The following is a 17,658-nucleotide window of genomic DNA, read 5'->3' as shown; positions in this document are numbered from 1 at the left end:
GTTTCGGCTTTTTTAATATTTATTAAGATGGATCTTTTTCTAATTCAATTAATAAATCTCCTGTAGCTATAGAATCTCCATTCGATACTGTGATTTGTTTTATAGTACCGTCAAATGGTGCTTGTACCGTTGTTTCCATTTTCATTGCTTCTGTAATGAGTAAAGCTTGATTTGCTTTCACTTTATCTCCAACAGCTACCTTCACTTCTGTGACAGAACCTGGCATTTGTGCCCCAATATGATTTGGATTGGTTTTGTCTGCTTTTGGTTTTACATTTACATTAGCTTTTACACTTTCATCTTTAATATAAATGCGTCTTGCTTGTCCATTCATTGCATAGTAAATTGTTCGTTGCCCATTTTCATCGGGTTCGCTAATTGTTTCTAGTTTAATAATCAATCGTTTACCAGTATCAATTTCTATTTCCACTGTTTCACCGTTTCTCATACCGAATAAAAATGTTGGTGTATCTAACAATGATAGATCCCCAAATTGTTCCTTAGTAGCAATAAATTGTTTATAGACTTTAGGATATAGGACATAGCTAATGATATCTTGTTCTGTTACTTCTGTATTTTGAATGTTTGCTAATTCTTTTCTGACTTCTTCAAAATCAACAGATTCTAAATATTCTCCAGGTCTATTTTCCAATGGCTTTTGACCTTTAAGTATGACTTTTTGCAACTGTGGATTAAATCCATTTACTGGTTGCCCAATTTCTCCTTTAAAGAAGGATACTACAGATTCTGGGAAATCTAATTTATGTCCTTGATTAATGATATCATCTTCATTTAAATCATTTTGAACCATGAATAGTGCCATATCTCCTACTACTTTAGAAGAAGGTGTCACTTTAACGATATCTCCAAATAGGAAATTAACACGACGATACATATCTTTTACTTCATCAAAACGTTCACCTAGACCAAGACTTTTAGCTTGTTGGCTTAGATTAGAATATTGTCCACCTGGCATTTCGTGTTGATATATTTCTGTATTCGGTGACTTAATATCACTTTCAAAATCTGTATAATATGGACGAACTGTAGCCCAGTAATGACTAATTTCTTCAAGTCCTTCTATATCTGTTCTCAAGTTACGTGGGAATCCATTTAACGCATAATACAATGAATTGGCACTTGGTTGACTTGTCAAACCACTCATTGATGCTACAGCAGTATCAATAATATCTACGCCAGCATCTATCGCTTGTTTATATGTTAGTAAACCATTGCCACTTGTATCATGAGTATGCAAATGTATAGGTAAATTAACCGCTGCACGTAAATGACCGATTAGTTCATATGCTGCTTTCGGTTTTAATAATCCTGCCATATCTTTAATAGCTAAAATATGGAAACCTTCTCTTTCTAATTCTTTAGCTAATTTGACATAATAATCAAGTGTATAAATATTTGATCTTTCTGAGTTTAAAATATCACCAGTATAACAAATTGTTCCTTCAGAAATTTTACCAGCTTGTTGTACCGCTTCATTCGCTACTTTCATTTGATCAATCCAGTTTAAAGAATCAAAAATTCTAAAAACATCGACACCAGCTTCTGCACTTTCTTTTACAAATTTTTGTATTACATTATCTGGATAATTTTTATATCCTACTGCATTTGAAGCACGTAATAACATTTGGAATAAAACATTGGGAATAGCTTTACGTAGACGTTCTAGACGTTCCCATGGATTTTCTTTCAGGAAATTATACGCTACATCAAATGTAGCACCGCCCCACATTTCTAATGAAAAACTATCTTTAAATACTTCTGCAGTTTTAGATGCAATATTTAACATATCTTTTGTTCTTACTCGAGTAGCTAATAAAGACTGATGTGCATCTCTGAAAGTAGTATCTGTAATGAGTACATCATCTTGTTCTCGTACCCATTTCGCTACTCCGTTTGGACCTTGTTGATCTAGTAACTGTTTCGTTCCTGAAAATGTATCTACCTTTGCTTGTGATACTTTAGGAATAGAAGCCGTTTCATATAACGGTTTAGGTCGCTTTTCAACATTAGGAAATCCATTAATTGTTACATTCCCAATATATTCAAGTGTCTTTGTTCCTCTATCTAATGTTGGTTGAATGTTAAATAATTCTGGTGTTTCTTCTATAAATTTAGTAGTATAATCTCCACTTCTAAACTGGTCATTTCTCATAACATTAATTAAAAATGGAATATTGGTTTTAACCCCACGAATTCTCATTTCTCTTAAAGAACGTTCCATCTTTTCTTCTGCTTGTTTAAATGACATAGCATGTGTAGATAGTTTTACTAATAAAGAATCATAATACGGTGATATTTCGGCACCTTGGAAACCATCACCTGCATCTAATCGTACACCAAAGCCTCCACTTGATCGATATGCAATAATGGTTCCTGAATCAGGCATAAAGTCATTTAAAGGATCTTCAGTAGTAATACGACATTGAATTGCATATCCTAATGTTTGAATATCTTCTTGCTTTGGCATACCAACTTCTTGGCTAAATAATTCGCCACCGTCTGCAACTAATATTTGCGTTTTAACGATATCTATTCCAGTTATCATCTCAGTTATCGTATGTTCTACTTGCACACGAGGGTTAACTTCAATAAAGTAAAATTCATTCCCAGACACTAAAAATTCGACCGTTCCTGCATTAACGTAATTAATATGTGACATCAATTGGATTGCCGCATCACATATTTCTAAGCGTAATGATTCAGGTAACCCTACAGAAGGTGCTACCTCCACTACCTTTTGATGACGTCTTTGAACCGAACAATCACGTTCATATAAATGAACAAGATTACCATATTCATCACCGATAACTTGTACTTCTATATGTTTAGGATTATCGATGTAGCGTTCGATATAAATTTCGCTATTACCAAATGATTTTTCAGCTTCTGATTTAGCGCGATGAAATGCATCTTCTAATTCACTGGCTTCACGAACAATTCGCATTCCTTTACCGCCACCGCCACTTGTAGCCTTAATCATTAACGGATATCCAGCCTGACTTGCAAAGGCCTTTGCCGCTTCAAAGCTTTCAATAGGTCCATCTGTACCTGGTATCACAGGTAAGTTAGCTTTAAGTGCAGTTGTTCTTGCTTTAACTTTATCACCAAACATATCTAAGTGTTCTAGATGAGGTCCAATAAATTTAATGCCTTCTTCAGCACATCTACGTGCAAATTGTTCATTTTCACTTAAAAAACCGTATCCTGGATGTATAGCATCAACATTTGCTCTTTTAGCTACTTCTATAATTCTTTCGATATTTAAATAACTTTCTGCTGGTCCTAAATCACTACCTACTAAATAAGATTCATCTGCCTTATATCTATGTAATGATGATTTATCCTCATTAGAATAAATTGCTACTGTACTAATATTCAACTCTGCTGCTGCCCTAAAAATTCTGATAGCAATTTCACCACGATTGGCTACTAATAACTTCTTGATGTGTTTCAAGAGTAAAAACACCCCTTTTAAATATTTAGAATTTTCTAACTACTTATATATTAAAATTTTATCCTATATAGCAATTATTTTCTATAGTTAATATATATTAGTCATAATTCTTTAACTTAAGTGTCATAAAACCAAAACAAATTATTTTATTTTAATGATTCACTTATAATCAAATAAACTTATCATTAACAATAACTTTATATTATCATTATGTTGAAAGTATTTCCAGTTTAAAATAATTTACAAATAAAAAAGCTAATCCCTTACCTTTAGAAAATTCACTGTACAGAATTTCACTAAAGAGAGATTAGCTAAATAGTTATTGATAACGACGTCTAATATCGATTTTTCGTTGTTTACTTCTAATTTCATCCATTTTAATTTGTTTTGCAGTAATTAAGAGTAATCCCATTGCTATACTTAAACTAATCATAGCCGAACCACCAAAACTAATAAACGGTAATGGTACACCTGTTAATGGAATTGTTGCTGATATACCACCTAAGTTTACAAATGTTTGGCTTCCGATATAACTAGCAATTCCTACACATACTAATTTATAAAAATATGAATTCGTTTTATTAGCTAGTTGGAATGCACGGTAAACAATGAAAAATTCTAGTAGGATGACAAATAAACCACCTACAAGTCCTAATTCCTCACATATAACCGCAAATATAAAATCGGTATGTGGTTCTGGTAAGTAGCCAAGTTTCATAATACTATTTCCAAGTCCCCGACCAAATAATCCACCATTACCTATAGCCATAAGTGAGTTAGATATATGGTAACCTGTACCAGCTTCTGCATTAAATGGATTAGTTAAGGTACTAAATCTAGCTTCAAGGTAACTTGGTAATAATCCTAAAGCAAGCACTAAAATGGATATCACTATACCTGCAATGACTACCATAATACCGTATTTCAAAAGATTTTGTACGCCTATACCAGCGTAAAAAATTATTGAAAAGAAAATAATTAAAATTAATAATGTTTGCCCCACGTCTCTTTGTAAAAGTACTAGCGCAACACAGCTTGAAACTAAAATAATCGGTGCTGCAATAAGTTTAATTTTATTTCGTACTTGAGGCATTTTCTTCTCTATCATAAACGGTAAGTATAAGATGATAGCAATTTTTAATAACTCTGACGCTTGTAAATTCATAAATCCTAAATTGATCCAACTTTTGGAACCATTAATATTTTTACCAATTACAAGTGTTATTAATAACAAAGCGAATATACCTATCATCATCCACTTTTGAACATTAGGCTTTTTCAATATCTTTACATTCATTATAAATGCCATAAAAAAGACTATAACAAAACTCATAATGACGTAAAGTAACTGTCTCGTATAGAAATATGTACCGGATACTTCAGCGCCACCTGTTAATGTACCTTTAGTAGCAGCCACCATGCTGGCACTATAAACCATAACTAAACCAATTAAACATAGAATCACATATGTGACTAACAATGGATAATCGATAAATTTAGATGTTTTCCCAATATACCGCATTATATTTTTAAAGTTTTTCATATATCAGTTCATCCAATTCAATGTTTTTAAGATTTGTTTAAAGGGAATTAATCGAATATTAATCATTCCCACAAACCTATCTTTTTTATTATAAACTTCTTATGTATCACAAAACAAATATAAACATAATGATTTTACAAAAAGATAAAATGACTGAGAAAATATCAATTATGATACTATCTCAGCCACCATTTATACAATGTGTAAGTTGCATTTCACGTTTATATCAAAATGAATTCAAACTATGTTATATCTATACAAATTTGAATTAATATAAATAATAACGTTAGATTAAATCAAATCTATAAAATTAAACATTTGTAAAAGCTTCGTGTAGTTTTGAAAGTTCTTTTTCAAGTCTTAACATAAGTTCTTTGCCGACTTCTTTGTCAACTAGCCCTAGTTGTACAGCAAAATCTACTTCTTTTTGAAGACCGAACATTTGTGTATCTAAAACTTCTTCATAAAGCGGACAAGAAGGTACTGTTAGGTTATCCATTTGAACTTTGATTAGCTGTAAAATTCTATCAGCATCTTTGTTCAATTGCTCATATGCCGCATTATTTAATTTCGACTGATTAGCCATGACACACACTCCCCCTATCATTTCATTAAATATCTTCAATACTTAAAATTTTATCTTACTAAATGTTAAAAAGCAAGTATCTTTAAAATAAGTATAACCTATTTTATGATAAAATAATATGAGATAAAAATTTAGGGAGTGGGCAAGATGATTCAAATTAAAGGTGCGGTAAAATTTCCCATCACATTAGATAGTACAACTTGGATATTTGACGATCGAAAGGTAAGTATTGAAGACTTAGAAAAAGGTGTCTTTGACGGTACTAAACCAGTTCGATTTGAAGACAATAGAGAATGGAATCGTGCTATTCTTGAAGGACAAACTAATCCGCCAACGCTTAATTCTGAAATAAAATATAAAAAACGTTCTGTTTTAGAAGGTTCATTTGTGATTAACATGACACCATTCTTTAAAACAGCAGAACCACAATCAAACGCAACTGCAATTAAATTATTTAATGATGAAGATTCAGTTGAAGTTCCATTAGATTTATTACCATACTTATTCTTCCAATTTGCTAAAGATGGAAAACGTATGTATGACGATAATTCAGTTGATAGTTTTGTTTACGATACAGAAAATGGATACAGTTACGAATTTAAGTATGTAAAATATATTGAGGTGATTTAATTGGTTCCTGTTAAATGTATCATTTGCGATACTACAGTACATATTGATGAAAATACTGTAGAAGCAAAACGGCTTAGAAACAATCCTATTCGTACTTTTATGTGTGATGATTGTAAAAGTCGCTTAGATACACCTAAACAACCTCAACCTTTTACGTATCACGATTCAAAAGAAAATTAACATAATAAAACCACTCGCTAGTTGTATTATCAACTAGCGAGTGGTTTTTTGCTTATATTTTATTCATGTTAATTAAAAATTATTCTTCATCAGACATCATTTGTTTAACACGTTTAGCTTCTTTTTCACGAACTGATTTATTTAAAATTTTCTTTCTCAAACGAATACTTTCAGGAGTTACCTCTACTAATTCATCATCATTAATAAATTGTAAAGCCTCTTCAAGCGTTAAAATACGTGGGCGATTCATTGTTTGAGTTTGGTCTTTAGTTGCTGAACGTACGTTAGTTTGATGTTTTGTTTTTGTGATATTAACTGTTAAGTCATTTTCACGGTTATGTTCACCAACAATCATACCTTCATAAACTTCAGTACCTGGTTCCATAAAGTTAGTACCACGGTCCTCTAGACCTAAAATAGCATAAGTACTAGCAGTTCCTTGATCCATTGAAATTAATGCACCATTTCTTCTGCCACCAATTTTTGCTTTAATACGAGGTCTAAATTCTTCAAATGTATGGTTAATAATTCCATAACCACGAGTCATTGACATAAATTCAGTAGTGTAACCAATCATACCACGTGCAGGTACCATAAAGATTAGACGAGTTAAACCATTATCTGTTGTCATCATGTCTAACATTTCACCTTTACGTGTACCTAAAGATTCGATTACTGCACCAGAATTTTCTTGAGGCACTTCACATTGAACTCTTTCAAATGGTTCACACATCACGCCATCTACTTCTTTAAGAATTACTTGAGGTTTAGAAACTTGTAATTCATAACCTTCACGACGCATATTTTCAATTAGGATTGATAAATGTAACTCACCACGACCCGCAACGATCCATGCATCAGGTGAATCTGTAGGTGTTACTTTTAATGATACGTCAGTTTCAAGTTGTTGATCTAAACGTTCTTGAATTTGGCGCGCTGTTACAAAGTCACCTTCACGACCAGCAAATGGTGAATTATTGACTCTGAATGTCATTTCAAGTGTTGGCTCATCAATACGTAATACTGGTAATGCATCTTGGTGATCATGTGGTGTTACTGTTTCACCAACGTTAATGTCTTCCATACCAGATACTGCGATTAAGTCACCAGCTTGTGCTTCTTCAATTTCTTCACGTTTTAATCCAAAGTAACCAAAGATTTTAGTTACGCGGAAGTTTTTAATAGTGCCATCTAATTTAATAAGTGATACGTTGTCACCAACACGCATTTTACCTCTAAATACTCGGCCAATACCGATACGACCAACGTAATCATTATAGTCTAATAATGCTACTTGGAATTGTAATGGTTCATCACTGTTATCTATTGGTGCTGGTACGTAATCAATGATTGTTTCGTATAGTGATTGCATGTTTTCATCTTGTTGTTCAGAATTTAAACTTGCAGTTCCGTTAACAGCTGAAGCATATACAACTGGGAAATCAAGTTGTTCATCATTTGCTTCTAATTCAATAAATAAATCTAACACTTCATCAACTACACCTTCTGGTCTTGCTGATGGTTTATCAATTTTATTTACTACTACAACTGGTTTTAAATTTTGTTCTAATGCTTTTTTAAGTACAAAACGTGTTTGAGGCATAGTACCTTCATATGCATCTACAACTAAGACTACGCCATCAACCATTTTCATGATACGTTCAACTTCGCCACCAAAGTCAGCATGACCTGGCGTATCTAAAATGTTAATTCTTGTTCCTTTATAGTCTACCGCAGTATTTTTCGCTAATATCGTAATACCACGTTCTCTTTCTAAGTCATTAGAGTCCATAGCACGATCGTCAACATGTTCATTCTCTCTAAAAATTCCTGATTGTTTCAATAATTCATCAACTAACGTCGTTTTACCATGGTCAACGTGCGCAATAATTGCTATATTACGTACATCTTCTCTTATATTCGTCATATTATAAATTTCCTTTCTTAAGTAAACTCCCACTTTTAATTACAACTTTTTTATTATATCATAGATTAGAGAAAAAATAAGTAAAAGGTGGGGTATGGGATGCAACAAAAAAAATCTAAAGGCATATTTTGGGTATTCTCAATTTTAGCTGTAATCTTTTTATTGCTTTTTAGTTTTAGTGTTGGTGCTGCAAATGTTCCAATGATGATTTTAACATTTATATTACACGTTGCAACATTTGGTGTCGGTTTCACAGTAAAAAAGAAATATCGTGAAAATAATTGGTTATAAATGATATAACCCCTTAAAAACGAATTAAAACTTCTTTTAACACGAATTCACCATCATTTAATTTTATTTTAACAATATATTTTCAAAATAAAATTGTAAAAGTCCATGGAGGCATTAGAGTCTTCCATGGACTTATTTTTATCATTGTAGGTATTATCGACCAAATCTTCTTTTATGATGTTTTCGTAATGTTTCTTCAAACTCATTTAAATAATTATTTAATAGTTCATCGTGTAATGAAGGATTTGCCATAACAATAGAATTGGGTTGGTTAATTGTTAAAGCGTCACCAAGTAAATTAGTACCTTTACCGCCTACTTCATTAAGTATCATTAAACCGCCAGCATAATCCCACGGTTGTAGTCTTGGCGTTACATAAGCGTCTAATTGCCCTTTTGCTACACTAACAATTTCTAGCGCTGCACTACCATATGCTCTAGCACTTCGAGCATCATCAACAATTGGTGTAAATATAGGCCCCATAATAGGTTTAGTTAACCAATTAGGATTAATACCAATAATACTTGTTTTTAATTGCGTAGATTTTAATTTTTCCAATGGATGATTATTCTCATAAGCACCTTCACCAACTTTAGTATGATACAAAATATCTCTCATTACGTCATATACAAATCCAGCGTATGGTTGACCTTCGTGGTAAATACCAATAGAAATCGCAAAATTTTCTTGTTGATGAACAAAATTTAAAGTGCCATCAATTGGATCAACGACCCAAACCACACCATTGATATCTTTTAAATCGTGACCATGACCTTCTTCACCTATCACTTTGTGTTCCGGATAATTTTGGTGAATCATTTCAAATATATAATCTTCTGTTGCTTTATCTACGTTAGTCACTAAGTCGTTAGGGTTGGATTTGGTTTCTATATTTAAATCCTCTTTCATCATTAAACGGACTTTGTTACCCGCTTCTAAAACTAATCCTTTAGCAAAATCGTAAAGTGCCATGGTATCATCTCCTATTAATATCTATTATACACGATAACTATCCCTTTTTTATAATGTTAGATTCCCCTTTTTACATGAAATTATGTATAAAATTGAAACTACAATTTAGAATTTCTAGTCATGGTTATGCTACAATAACTTTAATTATTACCCTAGGAGGCAAGTTATGACAAAATATACATTTACACCTGAAAATTTTAAAGCCTTTGACGTAGATGGTCTTGATGAACGTATGGAAGCACTTAATGAACATGTTAGACCTCAACTTCATCAATTAGGTGATTATTTCACAGAGTATTTTAGTACTCAAACTGGGGAAACATTCTATCCTCACGTCGCAAAACATGCCAGAAGAAGTGTTAACCCACCTAAAGATACCTGGGTTGCATTTGCTCCAAACAAACGTGGTTACAAAATGCTGCCCCACTTTCAAATTGGATTATTTAGAGACCAATTATTTGTAATGTTTGGTGTTATGCATGAAGCTAAAGACAAAGCTGAACGTGTTAAAACATTTGATAAGCATTTCGACACATTAAGACATCTCCCTTCAGATTATAGTGTGTGTCTTGACCATATGAAACCAGAAAAACCACTAATTAAAGATTTTACAGATGATCAATTACATGAAGCCATAGACCGCGTTAAAAATGTTAAAAAAGGTGAATTTTTCGTTGCTAGAGCAATCTCACCTGACGATAATCGTTTAACGTCTGACAAATCATTTATTCAATTTGTAGAAGAAACATTTGACCAGTTTTTAAAATTCTATCACGCATAATAATTTGTTATAAAATACCTGATACATTGAAATGATGTCCGGGTATTTTTTAATAGTGTAAAATATTTTTAGGTTGACCTAAAAATATAATTAGGTTAATATATCATTATGATTTTACATTAGAGGTGATTTAATTTATGAATAAGCAATCAGACAATCATGAACATCAAAAAAGCTTAGAAGAAATTAATAATACGATAGATTTTGACTACAAAAGTAATGCCAGTCAAAAACTATTAGCTTTTATTGGACCAGGTCTATTAGTTGCTGTTGGATATATGGATCCTGGCAACTGGATTACTTCAATGCAGGGTGGCGCACAATTCGGTTATACACTGCTATTTGTCATTTTGATTTCTAGTCTAGCTGCTATGTTGTTACAAAGTATGACTGTTAGATTAGGGATAGCCACAGGGAAAGATTTGGCTCAAATGACACGCCACTATTTATCTAAGCCTGTTGCTGTTATTTTTTGGATAATTGCAGAACTAGCTATTATCGCGACAGATATTGCTGAAGTAATCGGAAGTGCCATTTCACTTAATTTATTATTCAATATTCCATTAATTGTTGGTGCACTAATTACAGTATGTGATGTGTTTATACTTTTATTTATGATGAAATTTGGTTTTAGAAAAATTGAAGCTATTGTAGGTACACTTATCTTTACAGTATTAGCTATCTTTATATTCGAAGTTTATATATCATCACCTAATGTCATTAACTTATTAAATGGATTTTTACCTCATAAAGAAATTGTTACTAATCAAGGTATTTTATATATTGCTTTAGGTATTGTTGGTGCAACAATTATGCCACATAATCTTTATTTACATTCTTCAATCGTTCAATCAAGAAAGTATGATAGAAATAATAATGATGATAAAGCTCAAGCAATCAAATATGCAACAATTGACTCAAACATCCAATTATCAATTGCATTTGTAATTAACTGCTTATTATTAACTTTGGGCGCTGCTTTATTCTTTGGCTCAAATGCAGATGAATTAGGTGGATTTTATGATTTATATCATGCATTAAAAACTCAACCATTACTTGGTGCAACATTAGGTGGTGTTATGAGCACATTATTCGCGGTAGCACTCCTTGCTTCAGGGCAAAATTCAACAATCACTGGTACTTTAGCAGGTCAAATAGTAATGGAAGGTTTCTTAAGATTCCGATTACCAAATTGGCTTCGTCGATTAATTACAAGATCACTAGCAATTATTCCAGTTATTATTTGCTTAATTATTTTTAATGGTAATGAAGCTAAAATTGAACAATTACTAGTATTTTCACAAGTATTCTTAAGTATTGCATTACCATTTACATTAATACCATTACAATTAGCGACAAGTAATGAAAAATTAATGGGTCCATTTATTAATAAAAGATGGGTAAATGTGATTTCTTGGTCACTTATTATTATCTTAAGTATTTTGAATGTTTATCTTATTATTCAAACATTCCAAGAATTGTAAATGAAGCTAACAATATTCACTGAGATTAAATATAAACAAAACAACCTTTTGAGATTATTTGAAAATCCCAAAAGGTTGTTTTACTTTACGATATTTTATGAAGTTGCTCCATATTTTAATTCATTCAATCAATAGTTATTACAATATATTTTGTCTAATAAGTATATGGTTTTTTGCTTTGTTGACGTTCTTTTAATTCTTCTTCTGGATTCCACTCTTGTCTCTTGGTTGAATCATCATAAGAATTATTATTTTGGAATTGATTAGTTGGTCCTTGTTTATCTGATTTCGCAAGTAGCATGATACCAGAAATTAACCATAATACCATCGCAATAATATTAGTTGCCATAATACCAACAATTGCAGCTGCAATTAATAAACTAGCGCCTAATTTACGTCTTCCTTTAACAGTTAGCGCACCAACAATTCCTAATATAGTAGAGAAAGCTAACACACCCATTGATAAAGCAATTGATGTTGCAAGCATGTCCATAGACATATCTTGATTACTTCCCATCATTTTGCTTACCATTTCTTCATTTTGAGATGCACCGCTTCCTGACTTCATAGCGAAATAACCTACGATTACTAATAATAAATATAAACTACTCAATCCATTAGCAATCCAAGCTAAAATAAGTTCTGTTTTTCTTTTCATTTCGGTACCTCCTTAAATCCTTACCTTAATAATACTAAAAACTGTCTTTTCTTGCTAATTAATACACTAAAATTTTAATACTCTAGAAAAAAAGACCAAAAATGAATACTAAACTTTCATTTTTGGTCTTTAAATTATTATTTAGAGTTGTTTTCTTCATCAATATTTTGATTATCTTGCTTAACGTTATCTCTCATTTTTTGTTCAGTTTCACCGAACATTTGACGACGTTCTTCGTAATTCATTCTACGTTGATTTACAGCACTTGGTTGATTTTTACGTTTTTCTTTCATGCGTTGATTATATGCTTTACGCTTTTCTTTTTTCTTAGCACGAATTTCTGCTTTTTCTCTCTTTTGTTGAGCTTTTAGTTCTTTTGGATCAATATGAGGTTCATCATTATAATTATTTTGTGCTTCATCATATGCACTATCATTATAAGCCTCTGGATTAACTTGTGTTTCGTTATTAGAATTAGATTTCTTATTATACTTAGCTTGTCTAGATAATACTGTAGGTTCTTCTTGTTGTTCATCATCATCTGAACGATATTCACTTTCAACAGCACGCTTAGGAAATTGTTCATATTTATCATCATATGTTTCATTATTTTCTTCATTTTGTGCTGTAGCATCTTGAGTTGGTTCATATGCTTGTTCTTTACGTTCCATACTACGACGTGATGGTCGTCTACGTTGACTTGTTTTCTCAATTCTTTCTTCTTGTTCAGGTTCATATTGATGTGTATCTTGCTCTGGAACTTCATTATAAGGTTGGTAACCATAACCGTTATTATAATTTGGTACGACTTCTACCTTGTTCTTTCTTACAAACATCATAATTGCTATGATGAAGAATAAAATTGGAATAATTAAAGTTACAACAAGTAACACTAATGGTATCGTAATGATTGCTGATAATAAGAATAAAAATCCAGATAAAATTCTAATATTCATAGATATTAATGCTAAAAATGAAATCAGTAAACAAACAATGAAATACACTATAATAGCCCATACACCATTTTGTAACCAAATTACAAATTGCGTAGTACTTAAACTATTATTTGCCAACATTTGTTGAATAAGGTCATTATTATTTAATGTATTCTCTAAGTTAGCAATTGATGTATCATTACTAAATGACACTAAAGCTATAAACATCGTGACAATTGTCAACACTAGTAAGAATACCCAACTAAGCCAACCTAATACTTTTTCTGTTAGTCGACTGACTGGACGTTTGATTTGAGTATATTGCTCTCCTGTCATTCGTTACAACTCCTTACTTTACTTATCAAGTTATTATATCGAAAATAACATAAAATAACTACCATTTTCATTCTACTTTAACGACATTTTAAAATTTAAAAAACTTTCGTTATATTCACTTAATGTATCTTGACCTAAATCTTGATAAACTTCTAAACGTTGTTGTTCCTTTTTATTAGGGTAAAATCTATGATCATTTTTAATATCATTTGGTAACATATTCCTTGCAGCTTTATTTGGTGTCGCATAGCCTACCCATTCGGTATTTTGTTTGTTGTTTTTTGCATCTAATAAGAAGTTCATAAATTTATATGCGCCCTCTTTATTTTGCGCTGTTTTTGGTATAACCATATTATCAAACCATAGATTAGACCCTTCTTTAGGAATAACGTAATTATATTTGTCACTTTCTTGTACTAATGGAGCAGCAACCCCACTCCAAACAACGGCCACATTACCTTCATTCTGTTGAAGCATCATTGTAATTTCATCACCTACGACACCTCTTACTTGTGGTGCTAAATTCTGTAAATCTGATTCAGTTTTTTTAATATGTTGTGGATTTTTATCATTCAAACTATATCCCAATTTATTGAGACCCAAACCTATAATTTCTCGAGCACCATCTACTAAAAGTACTTCATTTTTATATTTTGGTTTATATAAATCTTTCCAACTATTAAAAGAATCATTTGGATACTTATCTTTATTATATAAAATGCCAACAGTACCAAAGAAATAAGGTAATGAATATTTATTATGGTGGTCATATGGCATGTTCATATAATCTGAATCTAAATTTTTAATATTAGGTATTTTTTTATGATCAAGTGGTTCTAAAAGATGTGCACGTTTTAATTTTTGTACTGTATATTCACTTGGAAATGCTACATCGTAATGCGTACCACCATTACGAATTTTTGCTTCCATAGCTTCATTAGAATCAAATGTTTCATAAACTACTTGTATACCTGTTTCTTTTTCAAATTTTTTAATTAAACTTGGGTCAATGTATTCTCCCCAGTTATATACATAAATTTTCTGATTGGTGTCTGTATTCTCTTTTGATTTAAACCAATGACTGACTACTAAACATAAAGCGCCGATAATGATAGAAATTAAAATTAATTGTAAAAATCGCTTCATGTATTCACACCTCGTTTCGTATGTTTTTTACGTTGAACGATGTGCTGAATCGCGTAATAACCAATGACACCTATCATTATAACGACAAATAATATTGTTGATATAGCATTAATTTCCATACTTATACCTTTACGAGCCATGGCATAGACTTCTACAGAAAGCACACTAAATCCGTTACCTGTTACGAAAAAGCTCACTGTGAAATCATCTAAGGAATACGTTAATGCCATAAAAAAGCCACCGATGATTGCAGGCATTATATTAGGTATCACAATACTACTCAATAGTTGTGATTCTGTAGCTCCTAAATCTCTAGCTGCATTCAACATACTATCATTCATTTCATATAATTGAGGTAATACAACGATAACAACTATCGGTATACAGAATGCAATATGTGATGCTAAAACTGTCCAAAAACCAAGTCCTAATCCAGTAAAATGACCTATAGCAGTGAACATAATTAAAAAAGAAGCACCAATTACAACGTCAGATGATACCATCAATACATTGTTTAAAGTTAATAAGGTTACTTTAAATTGTTTATTTCTTAAATAATAAATAGCAATTGCACCTAAAGTACCTATTAAAGTTGAGACAGCAGCCGCAATTAATGCGACTGCGATCGTATTAAAAATGACAGACATTAATTTATCATTTTGGAACAAGGTTTGATAGTGTTCTAATGTGAAATGTTCAAAATGAATCATATTACCTGCTGAATTAAATGAATATACCATCAAAAACAAAATGGGTATATATAACACAGCAATTAAAATACTTATATAAAGCTTGCCATACCATTTCACATTTCTCACCCTTTCCTATGATTAGATTTAGATTTTGTCATAATTAATATAAATGCCATGAAGATGATTAAGAATAATGCAATCGTAGATCCCATTCCATAGTTTTGAATAGTTAAAAATTGTTCTTCAATTGCTGTACCAATATTAATAACTTTATTACCTGCGATAAGACGAGTAATCATAAATAATGATAATGCTGGTATAAAGGTAACTTGTACACCTGTCATTACACCTTCTCTTGTTAATGGTACAATCACTTTTCTAAATGTCGTTAATGGACTGGCACCTAAATCACTAGATGCTTGTAGTAAATTATTAGGTATAGCTTTCATACTATTAAATATAGGCAGTATCATAAATGGGATATAGATATAACTAGCCACCACAATAAACGCACCTGCTGTAAATAACATGTTTATTGGAGATAAATGAAATATATTTAATAATTGATTAATTAACCCATCATGACTTAATAAACCAATAAATGCATATGTTTTTAATAATAGGTTAATCCAAGTTGGTATAATCATAATCATTAATAGTAAATTTTGATATTTTGATTGTGCAATATAGTAAGCAGCTGGATAACTTATCACGAGCGTTACAATTGTTATAATAGCTGCAAAAAGGATTGAATCAGTAAACATTTTTAAATAACTAAATGTAAAGATGTGTTCATAGTTAGTAAAGCTAAAATGTCCTTGGTTATCGAGAAAAGAATAATAAACGAGAAGTACCACTGGGATGATAATAAAAAGAACCATCCAAATTAAATACGGGATGAGCAATAAACGATTTGTATTACGCATTATCAACTTCCTCATAACTTTCAATTCGTTTATCAAATTCTTCTTCCGTTTCTCCAGGTACCATAATATGAATAGCTTCTGGTTCAAAATATAAACCAACTTCACTACCAACTTCTGCTTTACGTGTCGACTGAATTACCCACTCATATCCTTTTCTATCAACTACACAAATTTCGTAATGTACCCCTCTAAAAAGCATTGAATCAACTTTTACTTGGAATAAGCCTTTATCTGCTTCGATTAAAGAAATATCTTCAGGACGAATCACTACATCTACATTTTTATTTTCAGGAATTCCCATATCTACACATTCAAAATCTTGACCATAAATATTAACAACGAAATCTTCGACCATTCTTCCTTTTACAATATTAGATTCACCAATAAAATCTGCCACAAATCGATTGACTGGCTCATCATATATATCATTAGGTGTACCAAATTGTTGAATTTTACCATCTTTCATTACAAATATGTAATCACTTAAAGCCAAAGCTTCTTCTTGATCATGGGTTACGAAAATAAATGTAATCCCCAATCTTGATTGCAATTCACGTAGTTCATATTGCATTTCAGTTCGTAATTTTAAATCTAAAGCGGATAATGATTCATCTAATAAAAGTATTTCTGGTTCGTTAACAATCGCTCGTGCTATAGCAACACGTTGCTTTTGACCACCACTCATACCATTGATATTGCGTTCTTCATATCCTGAAAGTTTTACTAATCGTAAAGCTTCTTCTACTTTATCTTTTATTGCAGATTTACTCATTTTCTTAAGTCGTAATCCATATGCGATATTATCAAATACATTTAAGTGTGGAAATAATGCATAATCTTGGAATACTGTATTCACTTTTCGCTTATTTGGAGGTAACTTACCGATTGGTTTATTTTGGTATATAACTTCACCTTTATCAGGATATTCGAATCCAGCTATTAATTTTAAAATCGTTGTTTTACCACATCCAGAAGGACCTAACAATGTATAAAAGTGTCCAGACTCTATATCAATATCAATTTCATTTAATATTTGAACGTCATCATATCCTTTACTTACTCCCTTAAATGATAATAATGGTGCCAATTTCTACAA

The 17,658-nt window shown here is 31.5% G+C and carries 16 protein-coding genes; 5 read left to right on the top strand and 11 right to left on the bottom strand.

Annotation, left to right across the window (positions count from 1 at the left end):
• Positions 1-22: 22 nt before the first annotated feature.
• The 3 genes from GVY01_RS03120 to GVY01_RS03110 form a co-directional block, all read right to left on the bottom strand.
• The gene (locus tag GVY01_RS03120) at positions 23-3,475 is read right to left on the bottom strand and encodes a pyruvate carboxylase (RefSeq protein ID WP_017637675.1); all 3,453 of its coding nucleotides are present in this window, start codon (positions 3,473-3,475) and stop codon (positions 23-25) included.
• 319 nt (positions 3,476-3,794) lie between these two features.
• A complete protein-coding gene (gene ftsW / locus GVY01_RS03115) occupies positions 3,795-5,018 on the bottom strand; it encodes a cell division peptidoglycan polymerase FtsW (RefSeq protein ID WP_017637676.1) in 1,224 nt (407 codons plus the stop codon).
• A gap of 310 nt (positions 5,019-5,328) precedes the next feature.
• Positions 5,329-5,604 (bottom strand): YlaN family protein, encoded by a 276-nt coding sequence (locus tag GVY01_RS03110; RefSeq protein WP_017637677.1) that lies wholly within the window; start codon positions 5,602-5,604, stop codon positions 5,329-5,331.
• Between the two features lie 147 nt (positions 5,605-5,751).
• Between GVY01_RS03110 and GVY01_RS03105 the strand changes: the two genes are divergently transcribed.
• Both GVY01_RS03105 and GVY01_RS03100 read left to right on the top strand, forming a co-directional pair.
• Positions 5,752-6,234 (top strand): hypothetical protein, encoded by a 483-nt coding sequence (locus tag GVY01_RS03105; protein WP_017637678.1) that lies wholly within the window; start codon positions 5,752-5,754, stop codon positions 6,232-6,234.
• Entirely contained in the window at positions 6,235-6,414 is a 180-nt protein-coding gene (locus GVY01_RS03100; protein WP_017637679.1) for a DUF2197 domain-containing protein, read from the top strand.
• Between the two features lie 79 nt (positions 6,415-6,493).
• On the opposite strand, the gene typA is transcribed toward GVY01_RS03100, so the two are convergent.
• A complete protein-coding gene (typA, locus tag GVY01_RS03095) occupies positions 6,494-8,341 on the bottom strand; it encodes a translational GTPase TypA (protein WP_017637680.1) in 1,848 nt (615 codons plus the stop codon).
• A gap of 99 nt (positions 8,342-8,440) precedes the next feature.
• Between typA and GVY01_RS03090 the strand changes: the two genes are divergently transcribed.
• Positions 8,441-8,632 carry a DUF5325 family protein gene (locus GVY01_RS03090; protein WP_017637681.1) on the top strand — a complete coding sequence of 64 codons (192 nt, stop codon included), beginning with the start codon at positions 8,441-8,443 and terminating at the stop codon, positions 8,630-8,632.
• A gap of 153 nt (positions 8,633-8,785) precedes the next feature.
• Here the strand turns inward: GVY01_RS03090 and GVY01_RS03085 are convergent, their stop codons facing one another.
• Positions 8,786-9,604 carry an inositol monophosphatase family protein gene (locus GVY01_RS03085; protein WP_017637682.1) on the bottom strand — a complete coding sequence of 273 codons (819 nt, stop codon included), beginning with the start codon at positions 9,602-9,604 and terminating at the stop codon, positions 8,786-8,788.
• Positions 9,605-9,770: 166 nt separating this feature from the next.
• Here GVY01_RS03085 and GVY01_RS03080 point away from each other — a divergent pair, with 166 nt between their 5' ends.
• Both GVY01_RS03080 and GVY01_RS03075 read left to right on the top strand, forming a co-directional pair.
• A complete protein-coding gene (locus GVY01_RS03080) occupies positions 9,771-10,385 on the top strand; it encodes a YktB family protein (protein WP_017637683.1) in 615 nt (204 codons plus the stop codon).
• 137 nt (positions 10,386-10,522) lie between these two features.
• Positions 10,523-11,869, top strand: a complete 1,347-nt coding sequence (locus GVY01_RS03075; RefSeq protein ID WP_017637684.1) for an Nramp family divalent metal transporter — start codon at positions 10,523-10,525, stop codon at positions 11,867-11,869.
• 154 nt (positions 11,870-12,023) lie between these two features.
• Here the strand turns inward: GVY01_RS03075 and GVY01_RS03070 are convergent, their stop codons facing one another.
• The 6 genes from GVY01_RS03070 to GVY01_RS03045 all read right to left on the bottom strand — a co-directional run bounded on the left by GVY01_RS03070 (position 12,024) and on the right by GVY01_RS03045 (position 17,649).
• The gene (locus GVY01_RS03070) at positions 12,024-12,527 is read right to left on the bottom strand and encodes a DUF4064 domain-containing protein (RefSeq protein ID WP_017637685.1); all 504 of its coding nucleotides are present in this window, start codon (positions 12,525-12,527) and stop codon (positions 12,024-12,026) included.
• A 137-nt stretch (positions 12,528-12,664) separates the two neighbouring features.
• Positions 12,665-13,798 (bottom strand): lipoteichoic acid stability factor AuxB, encoded by a 1,134-nt coding sequence (gene auxB / locus GVY01_RS03065; RefSeq protein ID WP_159333639.1) that lies wholly within the window; start codon positions 13,796-13,798, stop codon positions 12,665-12,667.
• A gap of 72 nt (positions 13,799-13,870) precedes the next feature.
• On the bottom strand, positions 13,871-14,944 hold the full coding sequence (locus GVY01_RS03060; RefSeq protein ID WP_017637687.1) for an ABC transporter substrate-binding protein: 1,074 nt from the start codon (positions 14,942-14,944) through the stop codon (positions 13,871-13,873).
• On the bottom strand, positions 14,941-15,753 hold the full coding sequence (locus tag GVY01_RS03055) for an ABC transporter permease (protein ID WP_017637688.1): 813 nt from the start codon (positions 15,751-15,753) through the stop codon (positions 14,941-14,943). The genes GVY01_RS03060 and GVY01_RS03055 overlap by 4 nt, the downstream gene beginning before the upstream one ends.
• A gap of 5 nt (positions 15,754-15,758) precedes the next feature.
• Positions 15,759-16,562, bottom strand: a complete 804-nt coding sequence (locus GVY01_RS03050) for an ABC transporter permease (protein WP_017637689.1) — start codon at positions 16,560-16,562, stop codon at positions 15,759-15,761.
• The gene (locus GVY01_RS03045) at positions 16,555-17,649 is read right to left on the bottom strand and encodes an ABC transporter ATP-binding protein (protein ID WP_017637690.1); all 1,095 of its coding nucleotides are present in this window, start codon (positions 17,647-17,649) and stop codon (positions 16,555-16,557) included. Before GVY01_RS03045 ends, GVY01_RS03050 begins: the two co-directional genes overlap by 8 nt.
• Positions 17,650-17,658 lie beyond the last annotated feature (9 nt).

It is taken from the genome of Staphylococcus sp. 8AQ (genome assembly GCF_902506595.1).
Lineage (GTDB): Bacteria > Bacillota > Bacilli > Staphylococcales > Staphylococcaceae > Staphylococcus > Staphylococcus pasteuri.
Note: the sequence above shows the minus strand (reverse complement) of the source record. Positions and strands in the feature narration are given on the sequence as shown.